Below are 22588 nucleotides of genomic sequence, written 5' to 3' on the forward strand. Positions count from 1 at the left end.
GGAGGGAACGGAGCCGGCCGCGGCGCGGCCGGCTCCGTTCGCGTTACAGCGGGTCCACCAGCCCGGCCTCATGGGCGAGGATCGCGGCCTGCACCCGGTTGCGCAGGCCGAGCCGCTGGAGGATGCCGCTCACGTAGGTCTTCACCGTGCCTTCCACCACGTGCAGCCGCTGGGCGATCTCCGCGTTGGACAACCCCGCGCCCAGCAGCGCCAGCACCCGCCGCTCCCGCTCGGTCAGCCCGTCGATCTGGTCCTTGGCGGCCAGCCCGCGCGCCATGCGCTCCGGGCCGAGCTTGGTGATCAGCCGGGCGACGATCTTGGGAGAGAGGTACGCGGCGCCGCCGACCACCGCGTGCACGGCCGAGAGCAGCTCCTGCGGGTCGCCGGACTTCAGCAGGAAGCCGGCGGCCCCCGACGACAGCGCCCTTGCCACGTAGTCGTCCTGCGAGAACGTGGTCAGCATGATCACCTTGGTCCTGGTGGACAGGCGGTGGATCTCCTCGGCCGCCCGCAGCCCGTCCAGGCCCGGCATCTGGATGTCGAGCAGGATCACGTCGGGGGCGTGGGAGCGTACGCGCTCGACCGCCTGGCGGCCGTCCTGCGCCTCGGCCACCACCTCGATGTCCCGATCCGAGGCCAGGATGCCTCTGATGCCCGCGCGGATCAGGTTCTCGTCGTCGGCGATCACGACTCGGACCACTGTCGGCTCTCCGTTCACTCGGTCGGTGTGTAGGCGTTCTTGGCCACCAGGCGGTCACCCGCGAAGCACAGCCGGTAGACCGTCGCCGTCACGAAGAGATCCCCGGTGGACAGGTAATACGTGCAGGTCGTCCCCGAGGGCGCCGCCGCCTCCGTGATGGGGCTCGGGCTCTCGTCGAAGGAGTGCACCGGCAGCCGGCCGGCGAGCTCCGTGCGGGACTGCCCGGCACTCAAGCCGTCGAAGACCTCGGGACGCAGGACCGACGACTGGGTCTGGTAGAGGTAGCCGATCCCGGCCAGCCCCAGCAGGGTCGCCACCCCGATCGGCACCCCGAACGCCAGCAAAAAGCGGCCCCGCGCGCGCCGTCGAGCTTGATGCGCGTGCCCGCCGTCCGCAGGAGCGGGCCCGGGCTCCGGGCCTCCGGTGATGGGCGCGGGCTCGGCGGTGTGCGGCAACCAGGCGACGACCTCGAAACCACCGTCGCTGGGCCCGTGGCGTACGGTGCCGCCGAGCAGCCGCGCACGCTCCCGCAGCCCGGTCAGGCCGTGGCCGCCGCCGGCGATGCCGAACGCGGGCGGGCCGGACGGCGGCCCGTTGACCACGCGCACCCTCGTCTCCCCGTCGCCGTGGGCCACCTCGACGGTCACCGGCGCGCCGGGCGCGTGTTTGGCGGCGTTGGTCAGCGACTCCTGGACGACACGGAAGGCGGCCCTCTCGACCATGCGCGGAACGTCCTCCGGGTCGCCCTCCGCGATCAGGCGTACCTCCAGGCCGGTGCCCGTGGCCCGCTGCACCATGTCCTCGATGGTCTGCGCGCCCGGCTCCTCGTGGTCCTCGTCGGCGCGCAGCACCCCGATGACGTCCTGGAGGTGCTCGGTGGCCGTGCCGGCGGCGACGCGCAACTGCTTGGCCGTGGCCCGGTGCCGCTCGTCCAGGTCGGCGGCGACCTCCAGGTTGGCCGCCATGAGAGCGATCAGGCTCAGCTCGTGGCCCAGGCTGTCGTGCATGTCCTGTGCGATCCGCGAGCGTTCCAGCAGCCTGGCGCGCTCGGCGACGATGCGCTGCTCGTGCTCGAGCCGATCGGCGCGCTCCCATCCGGCCAGCAGCAGCTCCCGGCGCTGGATCAGGTACCGTCCGATGAGTCAGGGGATCACCGTGACCAGGGGCAGCACCAGCAGGTCGTAGAGGAGGAACTGCGCGGGCCGGCCGAGCAGCAGCCCGGCCGGCCCGGTCAGGCCGACCATGGCGGCGATCCACGACAGCGCCCTGGCCGCGCCGGGTACGCGCCGGCCGGCCAGGAAGCTCATCACGGCCACCGAGAGTGTGTAGCGGTCCACCGGGCTGAGCGGGTCGAGGCAGGTCAGCGCCACGCAGACGGCCAGCGCGAGCAAGGGCCGCCACCGGCTGACCGCGACCGCGCCACCCAGCGCGGCCAGCGGCAGCACGATCTCCCGCCACAGCGGCCCGCTCGCCCCGCTGTCGGCCACCCACAGAGCCGGAGGCAGGGAGAGCAACACCCATAGGCCGCCGTCGTGGAGCGCCCGCCCCGCGGCGGAACGGCCACGCAGCACCCTCAAGACCCACGTCCACCGCGACTCGTCCACGGATCGACGCTATCGAGCGAGCAGGGGGGCCGCTACCCGGCGATCTCGGCCAGCCGGTCCCCGCGCGTCAATCCGGTGTCCTCGGGCGCGTCGGCCGGGTCGGAGCCCAGCGACACGGGCCGGTTGCCCCGGTCGACGAAGACCACGCGCGGGTCGAAGGTGCGGGCCTCGTCCCTGGTCATCGACGCGTACGCGATGATGATGACCAGATCGCCGGGAGCGATGAGCCGCGCGGCGGCCCCGTTGATGCCGATCATGCCCGAGCCTCGCGGACCCTTGATGACGTAAGTGGTCAGTCGCGCGCCGTTGTCGATGTCGACGACGTCCACCTTCTCGCCGGGGAGGAGGTCGGCGGCCTCCATCAGGTCGGCGTCGATCGTCAGAGACCCGACATAGTGCAGGTCCGCCTGCGTCACCGTGGCGCGATGAATCTTCGATTTCATGAGCGTGATGAGCAAGGCTGCCTCGTCTCCACAAGCCGTGACAATTCATTGTGCACATAAAACTCCACGCTGGAGACTAGCAGTAGGACGACCGCCCCGGCATTCGATTAAGTTTCCGCGAAAAGACCCAGTTGGTTTGCTACGGCGCACGTGAGGCGGGGTGTAGCCGCTCCTGAAGGTCCTTGACCGGCCGATTGCGGGGTGGTTAGCGTGAGCGCCGGATGCGAATTCCGCACATTTATAGACCGGTGCGGGACCTTTTCCAGTTTATTGGGGGCGCGAACCCGTGATGGATTTCCCGAGTGCGCAGAGCGCCGCCGCGTTGTTCCGCGGCCAGGCGATTTCCCGTGATTCCGCGCCGGCGCTGACGATGGTGTCCGACCCGGATCGCGAGCAGAATCCCCCGTCCCTGACCTTCGCGGAGCTGGACGAGCGGGCCCGCGGCATCGCCGCCTGGTTGCTGGGGAACGTCGAGCCCGGCGCGCGCGTGTTGTTGCAGTACCCGATGGGGCTGGAATTCGCCGCCGCGTTTCTCGGCTGCCTGTATGCCGGCGCGATCGCGATCCCCGCGCCGATGCCCGGCGGATATCAGCACGACCGGCGCCGGGTGGCCGCCATCGTGGCCGACGCGGGCGCGTCGGCGGTCTTCACCGACACCGCCGGCCTGGACGAGGTACGCCAGTGGGCGCAGGCGGAGGCGCCGCCGGGGTTGCCCGTCGAGGCCACGGACACCGGTCCCTTCCACCGGGCCGCCGACTGGGCGATGCCGGTCATCGGCCACGAGACCCCGGCGCTGCTGCAGTACACCTCCGGGTCCACCGCCGAGCCCAAGGGCGTGGTCGTCACCCACGGCAACCTGCTGCACAACGGGGACAGCCTGCGCCGGGCGTTCGGCATGGACGAGACGACCCGCGTCGGCGGATGGATCCCGCTTTATCACGACATGGGACTCATGGGGCAGCTGCTGCCGGGGCTGTTCCTCGGCGCCGGGTCCGTGCTCATGAGCCCCACCACCTTTGTCAAGCGACCCCACCTGTGGCTGCGGCTGATCGACGCGTACGAGGTCGCCTGGTCGGCCGCGCCCAACTTCGCCTACGAGCTGTGCACCCGCCGGGTGACCGACGAGCAGCTCGCCGGGATCGACCTGTCGCGATGGAAGTACGCGCACAACGGGTCCGAGCCGGTCCACGCGGCCACGCTGTCGGCCTTCGCCAGGCGCTTCGCCGCGGCGGGCTTCCGCAAGGACGCCTTCGTGGCCTCGTACGGGCTGGCCGAGGCGACCGTGTTCGTCTCGGGCGGGCGGGGACCTGACGGCCCGCCCGTGCACCGGGTCGACGCGGAGGACCTGGAGCGCGACCGGTTCACACCCGCGGGGGACGGCCGGCCGTATCGGGACGTGGTGGCCTGCGGGCCCGTACTCGACCTGGAGGTCAGGATCGTGGAGCCGGACAGCCGCCGCGCCCTGACGGACGGGCAGGTCGGCGAGATCTGGCTGCGCGGGCCGAGCGTCGCGGCGGGCTACTGGCGCAACGAGGCGGCCACCGCCGCGACGTTCAGGGCCGCCACCGCCGACGGCGAGGACGGGTTCCTGCGCACCGGCGACCGCGGCTGCCTGCTCGAAGGGCAGGTGCACGTGACCGGCCGCATCAAGGAGACCATCGTCCTGCGCGGCCGCAACCTCTACCCGCAGGACATCGAGTACGAGCTCCGCGAGCAGCATCCGGAGCTCGGCGGCGTCGGCGCGGTGTTCACCGTCACCGTGCCGGCCGGCGACGGCGTGGCCGAGGAGGAGATGCTCGTCGTCACCCACGAGCTCGGCAAGCGACTCCCGGACGCGGACCTCCGGCGGCTGGCCAGTGGCGTCAAGCAGACGGTGGCCAGGGAGTTCGGCGTCCCCGTCGGCGGGGTGGCGCTGCTGCGCAGGGGCGCCGTGCGGCGCACCACCAGCGGAAAGGTCCAGCGGGTCGCCATGCGGCGGCTCCTGCTCGACGGCGAGCTCGACGCCCTCCACCTGGACGCCGACTCGCGGCTGCTCGTGGCGGGGGAGGCCGCTCAGTGACGACGGCCGCGGCGCTCGACCGCCGTCTGAGCGACCTGTCCTGCGCCGGGCGCCCGTTCGACCCCGCCCGGCTGGCCGAGCTGGACCTGCGGGAGGAGTTCCCCGCCGAGGCCGTGCGGGAGCTGGACGACCTCGGGCTGCACCGCCACTACGTCCCGTCGGCACACGGCGGGCTGCTCGCCGACTACCCGACGCTGCTGCACCTGCTGCGCGCCGTCGCGCGCCGCGACCTCACGGTGGCCATCGCGCACGGGAAGACGCTGCTCGGCACCACGCCCGTGTGGGTCGCCGGGCACACGGAGCAGGCCGCCGAGCTGGGCGCGCGGGTCTCCGCGGGCGCCGCCGTGGCCTGGGGGCTGACCGAACGCGAGCACGGCAGCGACCTGCTCGCGGGCGAGCTGACCGCACGCAGGACGGCCGGCGGCTGGCGGCTCGACGGCGAGAAATGGCTGATCAACAACGCCACCCGGGGAGAGCTCGTGTGCGTGCTGGCGCGTACCCGGCCGCCGGGCGGGGCACGCGGGTTCAGCCTCTTCCTGGTGGACAAGCGGGGGCTGGCCGAAGAGACGTGGCGGCCGTTGCCGAAGGTGGCCACGCACGGCATCCGGGGCGCCGACATCAGCGGCATCCGCTTCGACGGCGCCATCGTGCCGGACGTGGCGCTGATCGGCGCGCCCGGGCAGGGACTCGAGATCGTGCTGCGGGCGCTGCAGCTCACCAGGACGACCTGTGCGGCGCTGTCGCTCGGCGCCGCCGACCACGGGCTGCGCCTGACCGCCGGCTTCGTGCGCGAACGTCTGCTCTACGGCCGCTACCTGGCCGATCTGCCACGGGTGCGACGGGTGCTGGGCGAGGCGGCGGCCATGGCGCTGACCGTGGAGGCCACGGCCGAGGTCGCGGCCCGGGCCGTGCACGCCCTGCCGAAAGAGCTGGGCGTCGTCTCGTCGGTGATCAAGGCGTTCGCGCCGACCGTGGTACAGGAGCTGCTGGACAAGTGCGGCGAGCTGCTGGGGGTACGCGCCTTCCTGGCGGACGGCTACGCCGACGGCGCGTTCGCCAAGCTCGAACGTGATCACCGGGTGGTCGCCATCTTCGACGGCAGCACGCAGGTCAACCGGCACGCACTGATCGGGCAGTTCCCACGCCTGGCCGTCGCCTACGACGAGGCCCGCCGCGACCGGCCCGGCCTCGACCTGGCCACCTGCCTGGACGCGGACCTGCCCCCGTTCGACCCCGGCGCGCTGGGCCTGCTGTCGCCGACGGGCTGCAGCGTCGTGCAGAGCCTGCCCGAGTCGGTCCGGCAGGCGAAGGAGCTCGGGGATCCCGAGGTCGCGGAGGCGGCGGCGCAGCTCGAGACGGTGGTGGCCGGGCTCCACCGGGACCTGGCCGGATATGTGCCCGTGCCGCGCGACGTCCCCGCCGCGGTCTTCCCGCTGGCCGAGCGGTACGAGCTGGCCTTCGCCGGTGCGGCGGCCCTGCACCTGTGGGTGCGCGACGGCGGCCGGCGGGCGGCGGACCCGCTGTGGCGCGACGGCCTCTGGGTGCGGGCCTGCCTGACCTGGGTGCTCGGCAGACTCGGCGCCCCCGTCCCCGACCGGGGGAGCTGGGACGCGCTGGCGGCGCGGCTGCTGGACGACCAGGCGCCGCTGTCGATCTCCGGCGACGAGGGGAGCCGTTCATGAAGGAACGCTTGGCCCGGCTGGAGCACATGCTGGGCGATCCGTGGGAGCCGGGCAACCCGGTGGGGTTCCGGGCGGTCCTGGCGGCCGACGAGCGGGCCGAGATGTGCGCGGCGGGAGAGAGCGTGCTGGACGCCTACGGGCTGAACGCCGAGTTCGTCCCAGAGGCGGACGGCGGGCGGCTGACCCGGCTGGACGACCTGGTGGAGATCATGCGGGCGGTCTACCGCCGCGATCCCTGCCTCGGCCTGGGCTACGGCGCCAGTTCGTTCATCGCCGGTGTCAACGTGTGGAGCGCGGGGGACGCCGCGCAGCGCGCCCGTGTCGCCGCCCTGCTGCTGGACAACCGGCGGGTGGCCAGCGCCTACCACGAGCTGGCGCACGGCAACGACATGGCGGGCACCGAGTGCGCGGCCCTCCCAGGAGCCGGTGGGCTGGTGCTGAACGGCCGCAAAGAGGTCGTCACCAACCTCCAGCGGGCGGACGCGCTGGTGTTGTTCGCGCGGACCGACCCGGGACCGGGCAGCAGAAGCCACTCCCAGCTGCTCGTCGAGAAATCGAGGCTGCCCGAGGGGAGCCTGCGCTACCTGCCCAGGTTCGCCACAGTGGGCATGCGGGGCGTGCAGCTCGGCGGGGTGGAGTTCACCGGTTGCCCGCTCTCCTCCGGCGACGTTATCGGGTTCCCCGGGCAGGGGCTGGAGACGGCGATGCGCTCCTTCCAGGTGACCAGGACCGTGCTGCCCGCGATGATGACCGGGATCCTGGACACGGCACTGCGGACGACGCTGCGCTTCACACTCTCCCGCACCCTGTACGGCGCCCCCGCGGCCGACCTGCCGTCCGTGCGCGCGAGCCTGGTGGGCGCGTTCGTGGACCTGCTGACCTGCGAGGTCTTCGCCCTGGCCGCGACGAGGGCGCTGCACGTGCTGCCCGGAGAGACCAGCGTGCTGGCCGCCGCCGCCAAGTACGGCGTGTCCGGCGTCGTGCTCGACGCCGTGCACCGGCTGTCGCTCGTCCTCGGCGCCCGCTCGTACCTGCGCGAGGGCGAGTACGCGATCTTCCAGAAGCTGCTGCGCGACGTGCAGCCGATCGGGTTCGGGCACGCCGCGCGGGCCGCCTGCCAGATGACGATGTTGCCGCAGCTGCCGCTGCTGGCCCGTCGCTCGTGGGGGTCGGCGGAGCCGGCTCCGGCGGCGATGTTCCGGGCCGGGGCCGAGCTGCCGCCCCTGCCGTTCGACCGGCTGCGGATCACCGCGGGCGGGCGCGACAGCCTCAGCGCCGGCGTGGCCGCCTGGCTCGACAGCGGCGAGGCCGCGGGGGAGGTCACCGAGCGGCTGGTCCGCCGCCTCGCCGAAGGTTTCCTGGCCGAGCTGCGGGACCTGGCCGGGCAGTGCGCCGATCTGCCGCCGCACGAACGCACCTACGCGGCCTCGTCGGACACCTACGACCTGACCACCCGATACGTGCGGGTCCTCATGGCCGCCGCCTGCCTGGAGACCTGGCGGCACAACCGGCGTGACCGCCTGCTCGGAGACCCGGGCTGGCTTGCCGCGGCGCTGTCCAGGCTGGCCGACAGGTCCGCGCCGCTGCCCGACCACATCGAGAAGAGCCTGTTCGCCGAGCTGCTCGAACGGCACGAGACCGGCAAGAGCCTCGGCCTGTACGGCCGGGCGACACGAGAAGGAGCGTCATGACGCAAGAAGAGCTGAGCACCTGGCTTACCGGCCGCGTCGCGCTCATGGTGCGGAAACCGGCCGATGAGATCGCCCTCGACGTGCCGCTCGGCGACTACGGCGTGGACTCGGTGTCCGCGCTGAGCATCGTCGCCGAGATCGAGGACCACCTCGGCCTCACCCTGGACCCCACCGTCCTGTGGGACCACCCCACGCTCGGCGAGCTCGGCGCCGTCCTGCTCGAACGGCTCAGCACCCAGTCCGCCTGACCATCGAAACCGCACAAGGGAGCCCACCCGATGTCTCTCCTGCCGTTGACCTCGGCGCAGCTCGGCATCTGGGTTGCGCAGCGGCTGGATCAGCGCAGCCCGCGCTACAACTGCGCGGTCCGCCTCGACCTGCGCGGCCCGCTCGACCCCGACCTGGTGCAGGCGGCGGCGCACCGGGCGGTGAGCGAGACGGAGGCGCTGCGCGTGCGCTTCACCGAGCGGGAGGACCGGGCCTGGCAGGAGGTGCTGCCGCCCGCCGAGCGGCCGGTCCGCCAGGTGGACGTCAGCGGCGCCCCCGATCCGGAGGCCATGGCGGATCGGTGGATGCAAGAGGATCTCCGCACCCCGTGCGACCTGCTCGACGGGCCGCTCTTCTGCCACGTGCTGTTCCGGCTCGGGCCCGAGCGGTTCCTGCTGTACTTCCGCTACCACCACATCCTGCTCGACGGTTACGGGCAGGCGCTCTACCTGACGCGGCTGGCCGAGATCTACACCGCGCTGGCGATCGGCGGCGACGCCGGCGAGCCGTCGTCGGGGACGCTGGCCGGGCTGGTCGAGGAGGACGCCGCGTACCTGGACTCGGAGCGGCGCGTCAAGGACCGTGCCTACTGGCTGGACACGCTGGCGGACCCGCTCCCGCCGACCACCTTGACCGGGCGGCCCGCGCCGCCCGCCCCTCCCATGCTGCGGGCGGGCGCCGACCTGCCTGCGGAGACGGTGGCGGCGCTGGCCGAGGCGGCGCGGCGGACCCGTACCCGGTGGACGGCGGTCGCGCTGGCCGGCGTGGCCGCGTACACGCAGCGGGCCGCGGCCGCGCAGGACGTGACGCTGATCGTGCCGGTGGCCGCCAGGGTGAGCAGGGCCGCGCTCACGACGCCCGCGATGACGGCCAACGAGCTGCCGTTGCGGCTGTCCGTACGCCCGTCCGCCACGCCCGCCGAGCTGATCGCCGACGTGTCCCGCCAGGTCGCGGGCCTGCTCGCGCACCAGCGGTTCCGCGGTGAGCACCTGCACCACGAGCTGGGCTTCTCCGGCGGCGCCCCGGGACTGGTGGGCCCTCTGGTCAACGTCATGGCCTTCGACAGGCAGACGACCTTCGGCACGGTGACCGCCGTCCCGCGCCAGCTCTCCTCGGGGCAGGTGCGCGAGCTGTCGGTGAACCTCATCGGCGGGGCGGACGGCGCCGGCCGGATCCGGCTGGACCTCGACGGCAACCCCGAGCTGTTCGACGCGGCGGCGCTGGCGGGGCACCGGGACCGGCTCGTGGCCTTCCTCGCGGCCTTCGCGGCAGATCTGGACCGCCCGCTGGCCCGCGCCGGCCTGCTGTCCGGCGCCGAGCGTCGGCGTGTGCTGGAGGACTGGAACGACACCGCCCGCGACCTGCCGCAGGCAGGCCTGGCCGAGCTGTTCGAGTCCAGCGTGGACGCGCACCCTGGCAGGACCGCTCTGGTATCGGCGTCCGGCACCCTGTCCTACGCCGAGCTGAACGCGCGCGCGAACCGGCTGGCCCGGCTGCTCGCCGACCGCGGCGTGGGCCAGGAGAGCTTCGTCGGGATCGCGCTGCCGCGCGGCGCGGACCTGCTGGTCACGCTGCTGGCGGTGGTCAAGGCGGGCGGTGCCTACCTGCCGCTGGAGCCGGAGCTGCCCGCCGAGCGGGTGCGGCTCATGGTCGAGGACACCAAGGTGCGGCTCACCGTGACGGCCGGCTCGCTCGCTTCCGGGCTGCCGCCGGAGGCGGGGCCGTTCCTGCTGCTCGACGACGAGAACACACAAGGCGCACTCGGTGCGTACGGCCCGGGAAACCTGCCGTACGCCCGGCCGCTGCCCGGCAACGCCGCCTGGGTGATGTACACCTCCGGCTCCACCGGGCGGCCCAAGGGCGTGCTGGTCTCCCACGCGAGCGTGGCCAACTTCCTGCTCGACATGGCCGACCGGCTGGTGCTCGACGCGGACGACCGGGTGCTCGCGCTGACCAGGATCGGGTTCGACCCCTCCAGCCTGGAGTTGTTCGTCCCGCTGCTGACCGGCGCCGCCGTCGTCATGGCCGGCGCGGAGCTCGTACGCGACCTGCCGGGGCTGCGGCGGCTGATCGCCCGCTCCGGCGTCACGCTCGCGCAGGCCACGCCCGGCCTGTGGCGGGCGGTGCTGGCGACGGACGGCGAGGAGCTGTCCGGGGTGCGGGTGCTGATCGGCGGGGAGGCGCTCTCCGGCGAACTGGCCCGGCGGCTGCTGGCGAGCACGGGCGGGGTCGTCAACGTGTACGGCCCCACCGAGACCACGGTCTGGGCCACGGCCGCCGAGCTCGGCGCGGCCGACGCCGACGCGCCGCCCCTCGGCCGGCCGGTCGCCAACGCCAGGGGCTACGTGCTCGACACCGCCCTGCAGCCGGTGCCGCCCGGCGTGACGGGGGAGCTGTACCTGGCCGGCACCGGCGTGGCCCGAGGCTACGCCGCCCGGCCCGGGCTGACGGCCGAACGTTTCGTGGCCGACCCGTTCGGCCCGCCAGGAACGCGCATGTACCGCACCGGCGACCTGGTGCGGTGGACGGACGACGGCGCCTGGACGTTCGTGGGACGCGCCGACGACCAGGTCAAGCTGCGGGGTTTCCGGGTGGAGCCGGCCGAGGTCGAGTCGGTGGTCGCCCGGCACGCCCGGGTCCGGCAGGCGGCGGTCGTGGTCCGCGAGGACCGGCCCGGAGACAAGCGGCTCGTGGCGTACGTGGTGCCCGACGGCGGGCTCGACCACGACGAGCTGCGCGCCCACGTGGGGGCGCAGCTGCCCGAGTACATGGTCCCCGCCGCGTTCGTCGAGCTGCCCGACCTGCCGCTCACCGTGAACGGCAAGCTCGACCGCCGCGCGCTGCCCGCCCCCGTCTACGGGAGCGAGGAGGCCGGCCGCCGCCCGCGTGGCGAGCGCGAAGAGCTGCTGTGCCACCTGTTCGCCGAGGTGCTCGGCGTGCCTGCCATCGGCGCCGACGAGAGCTTCTTCGCGGCCGGCGGCGACAGCATCATGGCCTTGCAACTGGTCGGCAGGGCCCGGCGGGCGGGGCTGGCGATCAGCGCCGGGGACGTCTTCGACCACAAGACGGTGGCCGCGCTCGCCCTCACCGCCGAACCACTCGCTCCACCCGCGGCCCCGGACACCACGCTCGTCCCGGTCAGCGGGCGAGACCTGGAGACGCTGGCGCGCCGCCACCCCGGATTGCGCGAGGTCTACCCGCTCTCGCCGCTGCAGGAAGCCATGGTCTACCACAGCAGGCATGGCGGAGCGGGCCCCGACCTCTACACGATGCAGCTCATCCTCGACCTGGACGGCCCGCTCGACGCCGGTGCGCTGCGTGCCGCCGTGGGCACCGTCGTCGCGCGGCACGCGTCACTCCGGGCGGTCTTCGACCAGCGCGAGTCGGGCGAATGGGTGCAGCTCGTGCTGGCCGAGGCCGCGCCCGCCTGGCGTGAGGCCGAGGTCGCCGGGCCGGCGGAGGCCGAGCAGGAGATCCGCGCCGACCGGGACGCCCGGTTCGACCTGGGCGCTCCGCCGCTCATCCGGTTCCTCCTGCTGCGCCTCGCGCCGGAACGGCACCGGCTGGTCATCACCAACCATCACGTGTTGTGGGACGGCTGGTCGCTGCCGGTCATCATCAGGGAGCTGCTCACCGCGTACGCGACCGGCGAGGGCGTGCTCGGCGAGCCCGTGCCGTACAGGAACTACCTGGCCTGGCTGACCGGCCGGGACCAGCAGGCCGCCCGCGCTGCGTGGCGGGCGGCGCTCGACCGGCTGCCGGGCCCGTGCCTGGTGGCTCCCGGCGTGGAGTTGACGACGCCGTGGCCCGAGTTCGTCCACGCCGACCTGGGCCGGGAGGCCACCGACGCGCTCACCGCGTGGGCCCGGGCGCGTGGACTGACGCTCAACACGGTCGTGCAGGCCGCCTGGGCGCTCGTCGTGGCCGGGCTCACCGGACGGAGCGACGTGGTGTTCGGCGTGTCGACCTCCGGGCGGCCGCCCGAGGTCGAGGGCGTGGAGTCCATGGTCGGGCTGTTCGTCAACACGGTGCCCGCCAGGGTGCGGTTGCGGCCGGCCGAGCCACTGGCCGCGCTGCTGGCCAGGACGCAGGAGGAGCACGCCAGGCTGCTCGACCACCAATACCTCGATCCGGCCGAGATCCAGCGGCAGGCCGGGCTGCCGGGGGGCGGCGAGCTCTTCGACACGATGACCGTCTTCTACAACTACCCGCTCGACCGGGACGAGCTGGAGAAGCTCGGCGGATCCGTCCGCGTGGTGAACGCCGAGGCCAGGGACGTCACCCACTACCCGCTGGCGCTCGTGGCTCTGCCCGGCGACAGCCTGCGCTTCCGCCTGGACCACCGGACCGACGCCTTCGGCCGGGAGGCGGCCGAGGAGATCGCGGGGCGGCTCATCGAGACCCTCCACACCGTCGTCGTGGACCCTGAGCGTCCCGTCGGCGCGCTCGCCGGGCCGCTGTCCGATGAGGAGGCGGCGGCGCGTGCGCGCCCAGGTGTACGGCGGGCCGGTCGGCAACACCCTCGACTTCACTCTCGACCACGCGCCGACCCGCCGGGATGTCCCCGGCCTGTGGGAGTCGCCGCACGGACGCCTTCGGCTGACGACGGCCGGCACGGTCACCGGCGTGTCTTGGGAGCTGGATCTGTGGAACGCCGAGCTGAGGGGCAACCTGACCACGACGCGCGGCTCGCTGGAGTTCGCCGCCCTGGTCCACCACCGGCACGACGCGCTGCTGGTGAGCCTGCGGCCCAGCGTGGGCGAGGAGCGGGCCGCGCTCGCACCCGTTCCCGGCCCGCACGCCACCGCGTGGCGGCAGCGGCCGGAGGGTGGCAGGAGGGTGTACGCCGCCGCCCTCTCGTCCGAACCGGCGCGCCAGGTCATGGAGGGCTCCTGGGACGACCTGACCGCCTCGCACCGGCAGTGGTGGCACGCCCTCTACCTCGGCAGCCTGTTGTCCATACCCGACAAGACGATCCAGCGCTTCTACTGGGCCCAGGTGTACAAGGCGGCCTGCCTGGCGCGGGCCGAGACCTCCGGGCTTGGGGCCGGCTGGGCCGGCGACTGGCGCGCACTGGCGGCGCAGGCGGCGCATCCACTGGTCGAGCCCCTCCACCGGACCGCATGGACGCCGCCGGCCGTGCCGATCGCCATCCCGGGCACCGGCTCCAAGAACGGTCACGCACCCAACCCCATCGCCGAGCTGCACAGCACCTGGTTGGCCTACAGCCGCGCCCTGCCCGCCGCGCAGGCCCACGCGATCGTGGACCCGCCCCTGCGCAAGGCGGTGGAGTTCTACGAGCGGTTCCTGACCGGTGGACCCCGACTGCGCCTGCCGATCACCCACTCCCCGGCCTACGCCGATGTTGCCAACTGCACCTACGACCTGGCGCTGCTGAGGTGGGGGCTGGGCACGCTGGCCGGGTCCGCGCAACGTGCCGGGGACGAGGCCCAGGCCAGGCGATGGCGGGACACGCTCGCGCGGCTGGGACCGTACTCGTCGGGGCCGAGCGGCGTGCTCGTCGGGGCAGGCACGCCGCTGAGCACCGCGCACCCGCACCCCTCACACCTGCTGTGGTTGCACCCGCTGGGCGACCTGCGATGGGACACGAAGGCGGACCGGGAGCCCATCCTGCGCAGCTACCGCCACTGGACGAGCATGAGGGACGGGTGGCGCGGCCACAGCCATGCGAGCGCCGCGTCCATGGCCGCGGCGATGGGAGCGGGCGAGGACGCCCTGACCCATCTGAACGCCTACGTGTCAGGCGCGCTCGCCAGGCCGAACACGGTGGACGCCGACGACGGCGAGCCCGACAGCGCGCTGCGAGCCGCCGGCGCCCTGCTCGACATGCTCGTCCAGGAGTCCGGCGGCACGCTCCGCGTGTTCCCGGCCGTCCCGGCGCGGTGGCGTGAGGCGTACGCCGGCGGTCTGCGTCTCCCGGGCGCACTCGTGGTGGACGCCCGCCGCGAGAACGGCCGCACGACCTGGATCAGGGTACGCGGCGACGCGGGCGGCCGGGTCCGTCTGGCCCACGGCATCGACGGCCCCGTCGAGGTGCGCTCGAACGGCGACTGGCGGCACCGGGGCGCGGACACGGTGGACCTGCGCCTGCGGCCGGGACAGACGGCGCTGGTCGCGCGGCGCGGCGCCGCCGGCGACCTCGACCCCCTCGACGTGGCGGGGACCGGGCGGGTCTGGGGCCTGCCGGAGAACCGACCCTCCTCCCATCCCGACCTCTGATGGAGCACGTGTGTCGTATCTCGACCTGCCCCGGCTGCACTTCTCCGGTCGTTTCCACGCCGACGTCTCGACCGTCAACAACGTCGACGCCTACTACGACAACAAGATCTTCGAGCCGCGGTTCCATCGCGTGACCGTGCTGCCCGATCGCTACAACGGCCTGTGGAACCCACGCGGCACTGGAGCGTTCCGGCTGCGGCGGTGCGCGGTGACGAGCGTGGCGCTCCCCGACGGCCGGCTGGTCACGGCCAAGGAGGAGGACCCGCTGGTCGGCGGGCACGTGACCGACGACAACGTCAGGGTCACCGCCAAGCTGGTCGATCTCGACCCGCACCAGCAGCGGGTGTCGGAGATCTGGGGGCTGCGCGTGCGGCTGCTGGACGTCGAGGGGCAGGAGGTCTGCGCGGGCGACTTCCAGCCGGCCGCCATGGACGACTTCTGGGTGCGGTACCGGGCCTCGGCGGGGCGTGGCGACCCCGCGGCCGTGTACCAGTCGGTGCTGACCGGCGTCACCTGGTCCGACCAGCCGCGGTCACCCTTTCTCGCGGCGCTGCGGGAGGCCACCGAGGACGGGCTGCTGTCGATCAAGTTCAACGTGGACGGCGTGCAGATCGACCCCGAGGACCGTGACAACGTGACCTGGGGGCGGATCGTCGGTTCGATCGGGCCGTACATGAAGGGCGAACCCCGCCATTTCCTGGCCGGCCGCCGCCTGCGCGGGCAGCAGGGCTCGCCGCTGAACCACGCCCCCTGCCTCGTCGACGCCCGAGCCGGCCTCGTCCACCTGGACCTGGGCAACAGCATCCCGTCCACCTCCCGCGGCGGGCCGCTGGCCCCGACGGGGCCGCTGCGCCTGGCCACACTCGCCGCCGACGGCGCCCCGTCGATCCTGGGCCCCATCGAGGGCCTGGACGCCTCGCTCTACGACCAGCGCGCCGGCATCGTCACGGTCAAGCTCGACCCGGGCAAGCTGGCCGCCGCCGAGAGTGGCCGGCTCGCCGTCGTGGGGGAGGGCGAGCCGGCCCCGGTCCGGCTCGCGGAGAACACGGAGGCGGGGTTCGTCCGCGCTGACGGCTTCGTCTTCCGGCTCTACCCGAAGAGCCCGCACGACACCGCGACCACCACCATGTACGCGCTCCGGCATGGCAAGCCGGCCGCGGGCGTGGAAATCATGTTCGCCGCCGAGGAGGAGGCGCCGTGGCTGGAGTTCCCCCAGCGGCTCACCACCGGCGCCGACGGCCGCGCCCGGCTGACCATCGCCGGCCGCGACCCCGGCAACCCGCGTGGCCTGCTCGACGGGCAGACCCTCACGTTCGGGTACGGCACCGCCGCCGCGCCCGGCGTGCCCGAGGGCCTTATCAGCGTCCGCGTGTTCGACCTCCAGCCCGCCCGCGACCGCCCCACCTGGGAAGCCGACGTCCAGCCGATCTTCCAGCAGTACGCCAACCTCTACCCCGCCATGCGGGACGTCTTCGACCTCGGCAACTACGACCACATCGTGAACCATCGCCGCATGGTCAGGGCCGCGCTGCTCGACCCCGTCGACTCGCCGAACCACATGCCCGTCACCAGAGACCTCTCACCAGGAAAGCGAGACATGATCGTGAAGTGGCTGGACACCAAGCCGAAGCCGCCACTGCTGGAGATCGCGACCCCTGACGACCTGCGACGGGTGCTCCAGCAGGCATTGCTGGTCGAGCAGGCGGTCATCCCGCCCTACCTGTGCGCCCTGCACTCCATCAAGCCCGACCGCAACCCGGAGGTCGCCGAGATCATCCGCCAGGTGGTCCGGGAGGAGATGCTCCACATGGCGCTGGCCGCGAACCTGCTGAACGCCGTCGGCGGCACACCCCAACTCGGCCGGCCCGGGCTGGTCCCCACCTATCCCGGCCGGCTGCCCGGCCCCGTGCTGCCCAACCTCAACGTTCGGCTGCGCCGGTGCACGATCGACCAGGTCAGGGACGTGTTCATGGCGATCGAGCAGCCAGAGTACCCGCAGGTCGGCGGCAAGACCTTCACCGGGCCGGTCATCGACAGGCAGAAATTACAGGTGAACCGCCAGGGCGCGCTCGTCAGCGCGGAGGCGGCCGAGATGGCCACCTTGGAGGACTGGTTCCATCAGGCGGAGTACACGCCGATGACCATCGGCTGGTTCTACAACCAGATCGCCAGGGCAATCTCCGTGCTCGACCGCCGCGGTGGCCTGTTCACGGGCTCGCCCGAGCGCCAGGTGGCCTGGGAGGACGCGCCGGGGACCCTCTACCGGGTGACCGACAGGCGCACCGCGCTCCTGGCCGTCTACCAGATCATCGAGCAGGGCGAGGGCAGCCCGCAGGACCTCGACGGCGACCACGTCGCCGACCCGGACGAGTTCGGGCATTACTACCGCTTCAAGGAGATCGTCGAGGGCCGCCGCCTGATCAAGAAGCAGAACCGGTGGGTGTATGAGGGGCCGCCGGTCCGCCTGGATCCCGACGGGGTGTACCCGATGGTGGACGACCCGGACACGTACCTGCTGCCGGCGGACTCGGCCGTGCTGAACCAGTCGGTGCTGACCAACCTGGCGTACACGAACCTGCTGGCCGGCCTCAACCGGGTGTTCAACGGCCATCCCGGCGAGCTGCGCGACGCCGTGGGCCTGATGTACTCGCTCCAGATCGAGGCCAGGAAGCTGCTGACGATGCCCGTCGCCGACGGCTCGCCGCATGTGGCGGGGCCGAGCTTCCAGTCGAGCGGGGTGCCGTGGTGAGGACGGGGGTGTGGCTGGTGGGGGCGCGCGGATCCGTGGCGGTCACCACGATCGCGGGCGCGGCCGCGCGTCCCGGCCATCCGGCGCCGGCGACTCCGTCACCGGGCGGTCGCCTGCCCGCGTTGCAGGAGCTGGCCCGGCATCGACTACGTTCCCGGGGTCAGGCTCATGTCCGCAGCGCATCGGGCCGGTCGGGCGGGGGCGGTGACCGAGCTGGCGTTCTTCTTCAAGGACCCGGTGGCCACCGGCGAGCACGCGCTCGCCGCCCAGTACGAGACCTTCCGCTCCTGGGCGCTGGGCCTGTGAAGGCGTGGAACGGGAGAAGTTCTCGGCCACCGACGTGAAGGACCTGATGCTCACCCTGGCCGGACCCCAGGAGCCGCGATGACCCCGCCCATGCCTTTCCCGACGTCCGTAGCCGCGCTCGACGTGCCGCCGATGCCGCTGTCCGGGCACCCGCTGCTGGTCTTCCTTCTCCAGCTCGGCGTCCTGCTCGCGGCGGCCTTCCTGCTCGGCCGGCTGGCCATGCGGCTGGGCATGCCCGCCATCGTCGGCGAGCTCGCCGTAGGCATCATCCTCGGTCCCTCGCTGCTGGGTCACCTCGTGCCGGTCGTCGGTCAGTGGCTGTTGCCCGCGAACCTCCCGCAGCTCGACGCCGTGGCGCAGCTTGGAGTGCTGCTGCTGGTCGCGATCACCGGGATGCACCTCGACATGACGCTGATCCGCCGGCGCGGCGGCACCGCGCTCACGGTCAGCGCCGCCGGGCTGGTCCTGCCGCTGGCGCTCGGCATCGGCGCGGGTTTCCTGTTGCCCGGCTGGTTGCGCGCGCCCGGCGCTGAGCCTGTGCTCTTCGCGTTGTTCCTCGGTGTGGCGATGTGCGTGAGCGCCATCCCGGTGATCGCCAAGACGCTCATCGACATGCGGCTCATCCACCGCAACGTGGGCCAGCTCATCCTCGTCAGCGGCACCATCGACGACACCTTCGGCTGGCTCGTGCTCTCCGTGATCTCGGCCGTGGCCACGTCCGGCCTGCACGCGTCGCAGGTGGCCCTGGCGGTGGCCACGCTGTGCGCGGTGCTGCTCGCAGCGGCCGTCGCGGGACGGTTCGTGGTGCGGCCCGTCATGGGCATGGCCCGCGGGGCGGACGGGGCCAGCATGACGCTCACGGTCATGCTGGTGGTCCTGGCGGCGGCGGGGACGCATGCGCTCGGCCTGGAGGCCGTGCTCGGCGCCTTCCTGGTCGGGATGCTCGTGCGGGCGCACGTCGGGAAGACCGCGCCGAGCTGGATGACATCACTGGAGACCATCGTCTTGTCGGTGTTCGCACCACTCTTCTTCGCCGCCGCGGGGCTGCGCATGGACCTGACGGCACTGGCGGACCCGGGCGTTCTGCTCACGGCGGTGGTCGTGGTCGTCCTCGCGATCGTCGGTAAGTTCCTCGGCGCCGCCATCGGCGGATTCCTCAGCAAGCTGACCGTGTGGGAGTCGGTAGCGCTCGGGGCCGGGATGAACGCGCGCGGCGTGGTCGAGGTGATCACAGCGATGATCGGGGTGCGGCTCGGCCTGCTGACGACGGAGGCGTACACGATCATCGTGCTCGTCGCGGTGGTGACCTCGGTCATGGCGCCGCCGGTTCTGCGGCTGGCGATGCGGCGGGTGGACCACACGGTGGAGGAGCGTCAGGCGGTGGAGTCGCGGTCGGTCACCGCCTGACGGAGAGAGCTGGGGGAATGCCGTGCCACGGTGTGGCACGGGGGCGTGCTGTCCTGTTGCGGCGGCCCTTCCATTCTCTTGTAGCCCCCAGCCCATCCGAGGGAGTCGCTCCATGTCAGAAACCGCCGCCGCCCCGTCCCCACCCAAGCCGGCTCCCGCGAGTGACACGCGCACGGTGTCGCGGGTCGTCGCCGCGAGCCTGATCGGCACCGTGATCGAGTACTACGACTTCGCCGTGTACGGCACTGCCGCCGCCCTGGTCCTGGGCCCGGCCTTCTTCCCGTCCGGCAGTGCCACGGTGCAGACCCTCGCGGCGTTCCTGACGTTCGCCGGGGCGTTCCTGGCGCGGCCTTTCGGGGTGGTGCTGTTCGGGACCATCGGCGACCGGCTGGGCCGCAAGCGGGCGCTGGTCCTCTCGCTGCTGCTGATGGGAGCGGCGACGGTGGGGGTCGGGCTGCTCCCGACGTACGAGAGCGCAGGACTGCTCGCCCCCGTCCTGCTGGTGGCCCTGCGCCTGCTCCAGGGCGTGAGCATGGGCGGCGAGTGGGGCGGCGCCGTCCTGCTGGCCGCCGAGCACGCGCCGCCGGCCCGCCGGGCGATGTTCGCCTCCATCCCGCAGGCCGGACCGCCACTGGGATTCCTGCTGTCCAGCGCGGTGATCCTGCCCACGCTGGCCATCGCGGGCCGTGACGGCTTCGCCGCCGGGGCGTGGCGGATTCCGTTCCTGATCAGCGCGGCGCTCATCATCATCGGCCTGTGGGTGCGCAGCCGGGTGACCGAGTCCCCGGTGTTCGCCTCCGCACCCCGCCGTACGGTTTCCCGCTTCCCGCTCGGCACGCTGGTGAAGGAGTACCCCGGCCGGCTCCTGCTGGGCGTCGGCGCGGCGATCGGCGGCTCGTCGGTCTACTACCTCACCACCGTCTACAGCCTGCAGTACGCACCGAAGGCCCTCGGCATCTCGCAAGGCACGGTGCTCACCGCCGCGAGTCTCGCGGCCGCGGCCGGAGCACTGGCCACGGTTCCCGCCGCCCGGCTGGCCGACAGAGTGGGCAGGCGCCCGGTGATGCTGGCAGGTCTCGTCGGCTGCGTGTTGTGGGCGTTGCCCATGTTCGGCTCGCTGCAGACCGGCAACGCCCTGTTGATCACGGGAGCGTTCGTGCTCGGGCTGGTGCTGTTCACGCTCAGCTTCTCGCCCATCGCCGCCTTCCTGCCCGAGCTCTTCCCCGCGCGGCTGCGCTACACCGGCGCGTCGGCGGCCTTCATCCTCGCCAACACGCTCGGCGGCGGCTTCGCCCCGGTCGTCGCCACCTGGCTGAACACCCACTGGGCGTCGCCCCTGGTACTCGGCTGCTATGCGGGGGTACTCTGCCTGATCAGCCTCATCTGCGTGCTCGCGCTGCCGGAGACCCGCGACCACGAATTCGCCGCCTGACCACCGCTCCACCACCCATCACGCCCGGGACCTGCCAATATGGCCGACCCCGGGCGTTTACATCGCCGAAACTGTCCTTTAAAGTGGACTCGCGTCCATCATGGTGGTCGCTTGAAGGAACCCCTGGAGACCTCCATGGCTACGTCCCACCGCGATCCCGGCACAGACCTGGGATCCGCCGAGCCGGACCAGCGGCCCACGGCCGTCGACAAGGCGCTCGTCCTGCTGAAGTCGCTCGCCGACCACGACCGCGAGATCGGCGTCAGCGAGCTGGCACGGCGCACCGGGCTGACCAAGTCCACGGCCTTCCGCCTGCTCGGCATCCTCCATCGCAACGACCTCGTCGAGCGCGTCGGCAGCGACTACCGGCTGGGCACGCGGTTGTTCGACATCGGGACCCGGGTGTACGGGCCGACCTCGCTGGTGTTGCGGGAGCGCCTGCTGCCGTACCTCGCGGACCTGTACGAGCTGACCCACGAGACGGTGCACTTGGCCGTGCTCCACGACACCGGGATCGTGTACATCAACAAGATCCACGGCCATCGGCCGGCGCGATGCCCCTCCCAGATCGGCGCCCGCCTGCCCGCTTACTGCACCGGGGTCGGCAAGGCGCTGCTCGCCTTCGATCACGACGCCGCCGAGGCCGCCATCGCGGAAGGGCTGACACCGCGTACCGGCTACACGCTCACCGACCCCGCCCATTTCCGGGCTGAGCTGCGGCGGATCAGGGGGGACGGGGTCGCCTACGACCGGCAGGAGGCCGTCCCCGGTCTCGTCTGCGTCGCCGTGCCGATCATGAACGGGGCGGGCAGGCCGGTGGCCGCGTTGTCGGTGGCGGGTGCTCACCATCGATTCGATCCCGCGCGCTTCGCCCCGGCGCTGCGCCGGGTCGCGTACGAGGCCTCACGGGCGATCGTCGCGGCCCAGCGGCAGGCGGCGAGCGGCTGAACCCCGGGGCGCGCGAGCGGGGACCCGGCACATCAAACGGTCAGCGCGGCTGGCCGTCGTGGGTCCGCGCCACGCCCGTCGCTCCGGTGCCCGGCTGTACGCGGGGCACGCTGACCACCACGTGGACCAGACTCTCTCCGTCCAGCGTTTCGTAGAGGTGCGGCCGGTCGGCCGGATAGCGTACGAAGTCGCCGGTGCTCAGCTCGACCGTGTAGTCGACCGGTCCCACCCGGACCCGGCCGCTGATCACGTACAGATGCTCCAGGGTGCCGACCGGATGGGGAGCGGAGGGCTCGACGGCCTCGTCGCCGGGCGCCGGAAAGATGCGGAGCAGGTAGTTCTCGATCACGCCGGAGCCGTAGACGTGGTCGAGGGAGCGGGACGCGTAGCCACCGTGCTCGTGCCACGCCACGTCGTCACCGCGCTGGACGACCATGACCTGCTCGCGTTCGGCCACCAGCCGCGTCACCGGCACGCCGAGCGCGTCCGCGACGGAGAACAGCGTATCCACGGTCGGATTGCCCGTGCCCTGTTCGATGGTGGACAGCGTCTGCTTGGCCAGCCCGGCCTGCCGGGCCAGTTCGGCCAGCGACATGCCCCGCTGCTCTCTGAGGAGCCGCACATTGCGCGCGACAACGGTATTTCCCGACGACACGGCACCACTGTAGGTCAAACTCGAGGAGTGACATCGCTCGACGATCCCGCGGATGGCGTCATCCAGCTCGGCATGATCTACGAGGACTGCGCGTTCCATCCGGTCCTCTGTCTGGAGGTGGACGAGGATCGCTCGGTCGCGGGCATATCACTGATCGATGGATCGTATCCGCGGAGCTGCTCGCTGGACCACTGCGGTGTGGTCGTGCTCGATCTCGCCGACGTCATGGCCATACGGAGCGATTTCGCGGGCTACGTCGCCAGGAGACAGGAGGAGTTGAGCCGGAGTCGTCACCGGCGACGCTCAGGCCGGAGAGGCCGGGACGGACGCCGTGGCCTGGCCGGCACCGAACGTGATGCCGCGGGCCTCGTGGCCGAGCCCGGTGAGCACCGCGACCAGGAGCAG

Annotated in this window: 17 protein-coding genes; 12 read left to right on the plus strand and 5 right to left on the minus strand. The window is 72.6% G+C overall.

Going from position 1 to position 22588, the window contains the following annotated elements:
* Positions 1 to 43 precede the first annotated feature (43 nt).
* Genes ACTWPT_RS53605 through panD form a run of 4 tightly spaced genes read right to left on the minus strand, consistent with a single transcriptional unit; the run spans position 44 to position 2762 of the window.
* The gene (locus tag ACTWPT_RS53605) at positions 44 to 700 is read right to left on the minus strand and encodes a response regulator (RefSeq protein ID WP_443185285.1); all 657 of its coding nucleotides are present in this window, start codon (positions 698 to 700) and stop codon (positions 44 to 46) included.
* A 14-nt stretch (positions 701 to 714) separates the two neighbouring features.
* The gene (locus ACTWPT_RS53610) at positions 715 to 1839 is read right to left on the minus strand and encodes a sensor histidine kinase (protein ID WP_443185301.1); all 1125 of its coding nucleotides are present in this window, start codon (positions 1837 to 1839) and stop codon (positions 715 to 717) included.
* Between the two features lie 3 nt (positions 1840 to 1842).
* Complete coding sequence (locus tag ACTWPT_RS53615) at positions 1843 to 2304, minus strand: hypothetical protein (RefSeq protein WP_443185286.1); 462 nt, start codon at positions 2302 to 2304, stop codon at positions 1843 to 1845.
* A 32-nt stretch (positions 2305 to 2336) separates the two neighbouring features.
* Complete coding sequence (panD, locus tag ACTWPT_RS53620) at positions 2337 to 2762, minus strand: aspartate 1-decarboxylase (RefSeq protein WP_443185287.1); 426 nt, start codon at positions 2760 to 2762, stop codon at positions 2337 to 2339.
* 274 nt (positions 2763 to 3036) lie between these two features.
* On the opposite strand from panD, the gene ACTWPT_RS53625 reads away from it, so the two are divergent.
* From ACTWPT_RS53625 to ACTWPT_RS53675, 11 genes are all read left to right on the plus strand, one after another.
* Complete coding sequence (locus ACTWPT_RS53625) at positions 3037 to 4806, plus strand: fatty acyl-AMP ligase (protein WP_443185288.1); 1770 nt, start codon at positions 3037 to 3039, stop codon at positions 4804 to 4806.
* Positions 4803 to 6488 (plus strand): acyl-CoA dehydrogenase family protein, encoded by a 1686-nt coding sequence (locus ACTWPT_RS53630; protein ID WP_443185289.1) that lies wholly within the window; start codon positions 4803 to 4805, stop codon positions 6486 to 6488. Before ACTWPT_RS53625 ends, ACTWPT_RS53630 begins: the two co-directional genes overlap by 4 nt.
* Positions 6485 to 8179 carry an acyl-CoA dehydrogenase gene (locus tag ACTWPT_RS53635; protein WP_443185290.1) on the plus strand — a complete coding sequence of 565 codons (1695 nt, stop codon included), beginning with the start codon at positions 6485 to 6487 and terminating at the stop codon, positions 8177 to 8179. The genes ACTWPT_RS53630 and ACTWPT_RS53635 overlap by 4 nt, the downstream gene beginning before the upstream one ends.
* Positions 8176 to 8427 (plus strand): acyl carrier protein, encoded by a 252-nt coding sequence (locus ACTWPT_RS53640; RefSeq protein ID WP_443185291.1) that lies wholly within the window; start codon positions 8176 to 8178, stop codon positions 8425 to 8427. The genes ACTWPT_RS53635 and ACTWPT_RS53640 overlap by 4 nt, the downstream gene beginning before the upstream one ends.
* 30 nt (positions 8428 to 8457) lie before the next feature.
* The gene (locus ACTWPT_RS53645; protein ID WP_443185292.1) at positions 8458 to 14358 is read left to right on the plus strand and encodes an amino acid adenylation domain-containing protein; all 5901 of its coding nucleotides are present in this window, start codon (positions 8458 to 8460) and stop codon (positions 14356 to 14358) included.
* Positions 14294 to 14686 carry a glycoside hydrolase family 95-like protein gene (locus tag ACTWPT_RS53650; RefSeq protein ID WP_443185293.1) on the plus strand — a complete coding sequence of 131 codons (393 nt, stop codon included), beginning with the start codon at positions 14294 to 14296 and terminating at the stop codon, positions 14684 to 14686. The genes ACTWPT_RS53645 and ACTWPT_RS53650 overlap by 65 nt, the downstream gene beginning before the upstream one ends.
* A 10-nt stretch (positions 14687 to 14696) precedes the next feature.
* Complete coding sequence (locus ACTWPT_RS53655; RefSeq protein WP_443185294.1) at positions 14697 to 17435, plus strand: ferritin-like domain-containing protein; 2739 nt, start codon at positions 14697 to 14699, stop codon at positions 17433 to 17435.
* A 168-nt stretch (positions 17436 to 17603) separates the two neighbouring features.
* On the plus strand, positions 17604 to 17741 hold the full coding sequence (locus ACTWPT_RS53660) for a hypothetical protein (protein WP_443185295.1): 138 nt from the start codon (positions 17604 to 17606) through the stop codon (positions 17739 to 17741).
* Positions 17742 to 17819: 78 nt separating this feature from the next.
* Positions 17820 to 19148: a cation:proton antiporter gene (locus tag ACTWPT_RS53665; protein WP_443185296.1), complete on the plus strand. Its 1329-nt coding sequence runs from the start codon at positions 17820 to 17822 to the stop codon at positions 19146 to 19148.
* A 112-nt stretch (positions 19149 to 19260) separates the two neighbouring features.
* A complete protein-coding gene (locus ACTWPT_RS53670) occupies positions 19261 to 20580 on the plus strand; it encodes an MFS transporter (protein WP_443185297.1) in 1320 nt (439 codons plus the stop codon).
* A 135-nt stretch (positions 20581 to 20715) separates the two neighbouring features.
* Complete coding sequence (locus tag ACTWPT_RS53675; protein ID WP_443185298.1) at positions 20716 to 21528, plus strand: IclR family transcriptional regulator; 813 nt, start codon at positions 20716 to 20718, stop codon at positions 21526 to 21528.
* Between the two features lie 40 nt (positions 21529 to 21568).
* Here ACTWPT_RS53675 and ACTWPT_RS53680 read toward each other — a convergent pair whose 3' ends face one another.
* Positions 21569 to 22183 carry a helix-turn-helix domain-containing protein gene (locus tag ACTWPT_RS53680; protein WP_443185299.1) on the minus strand — a complete coding sequence of 205 codons (615 nt, stop codon included), beginning with the start codon at positions 22181 to 22183 and terminating at the stop codon, positions 21569 to 21571.
* A gap of 27 nt (positions 22184 to 22210) precedes the next feature.
* Here ACTWPT_RS53680 and ACTWPT_RS53685 point away from each other — a divergent pair.
* Positions 22211 to 22588 (plus strand): hypothetical protein (locus ACTWPT_RS53685; protein ID WP_443185300.1); only part of this gene is annotated, 378 nt, incomplete at its 3' end.

The organism is Nonomuraea sp. 3N208 (genome assembly GCF_052245935.1).
Classification (GTDB): Bacteria; Actinomycetota; Actinomycetes; order Streptosporangiales; family Streptosporangiaceae; genus Nonomuraea.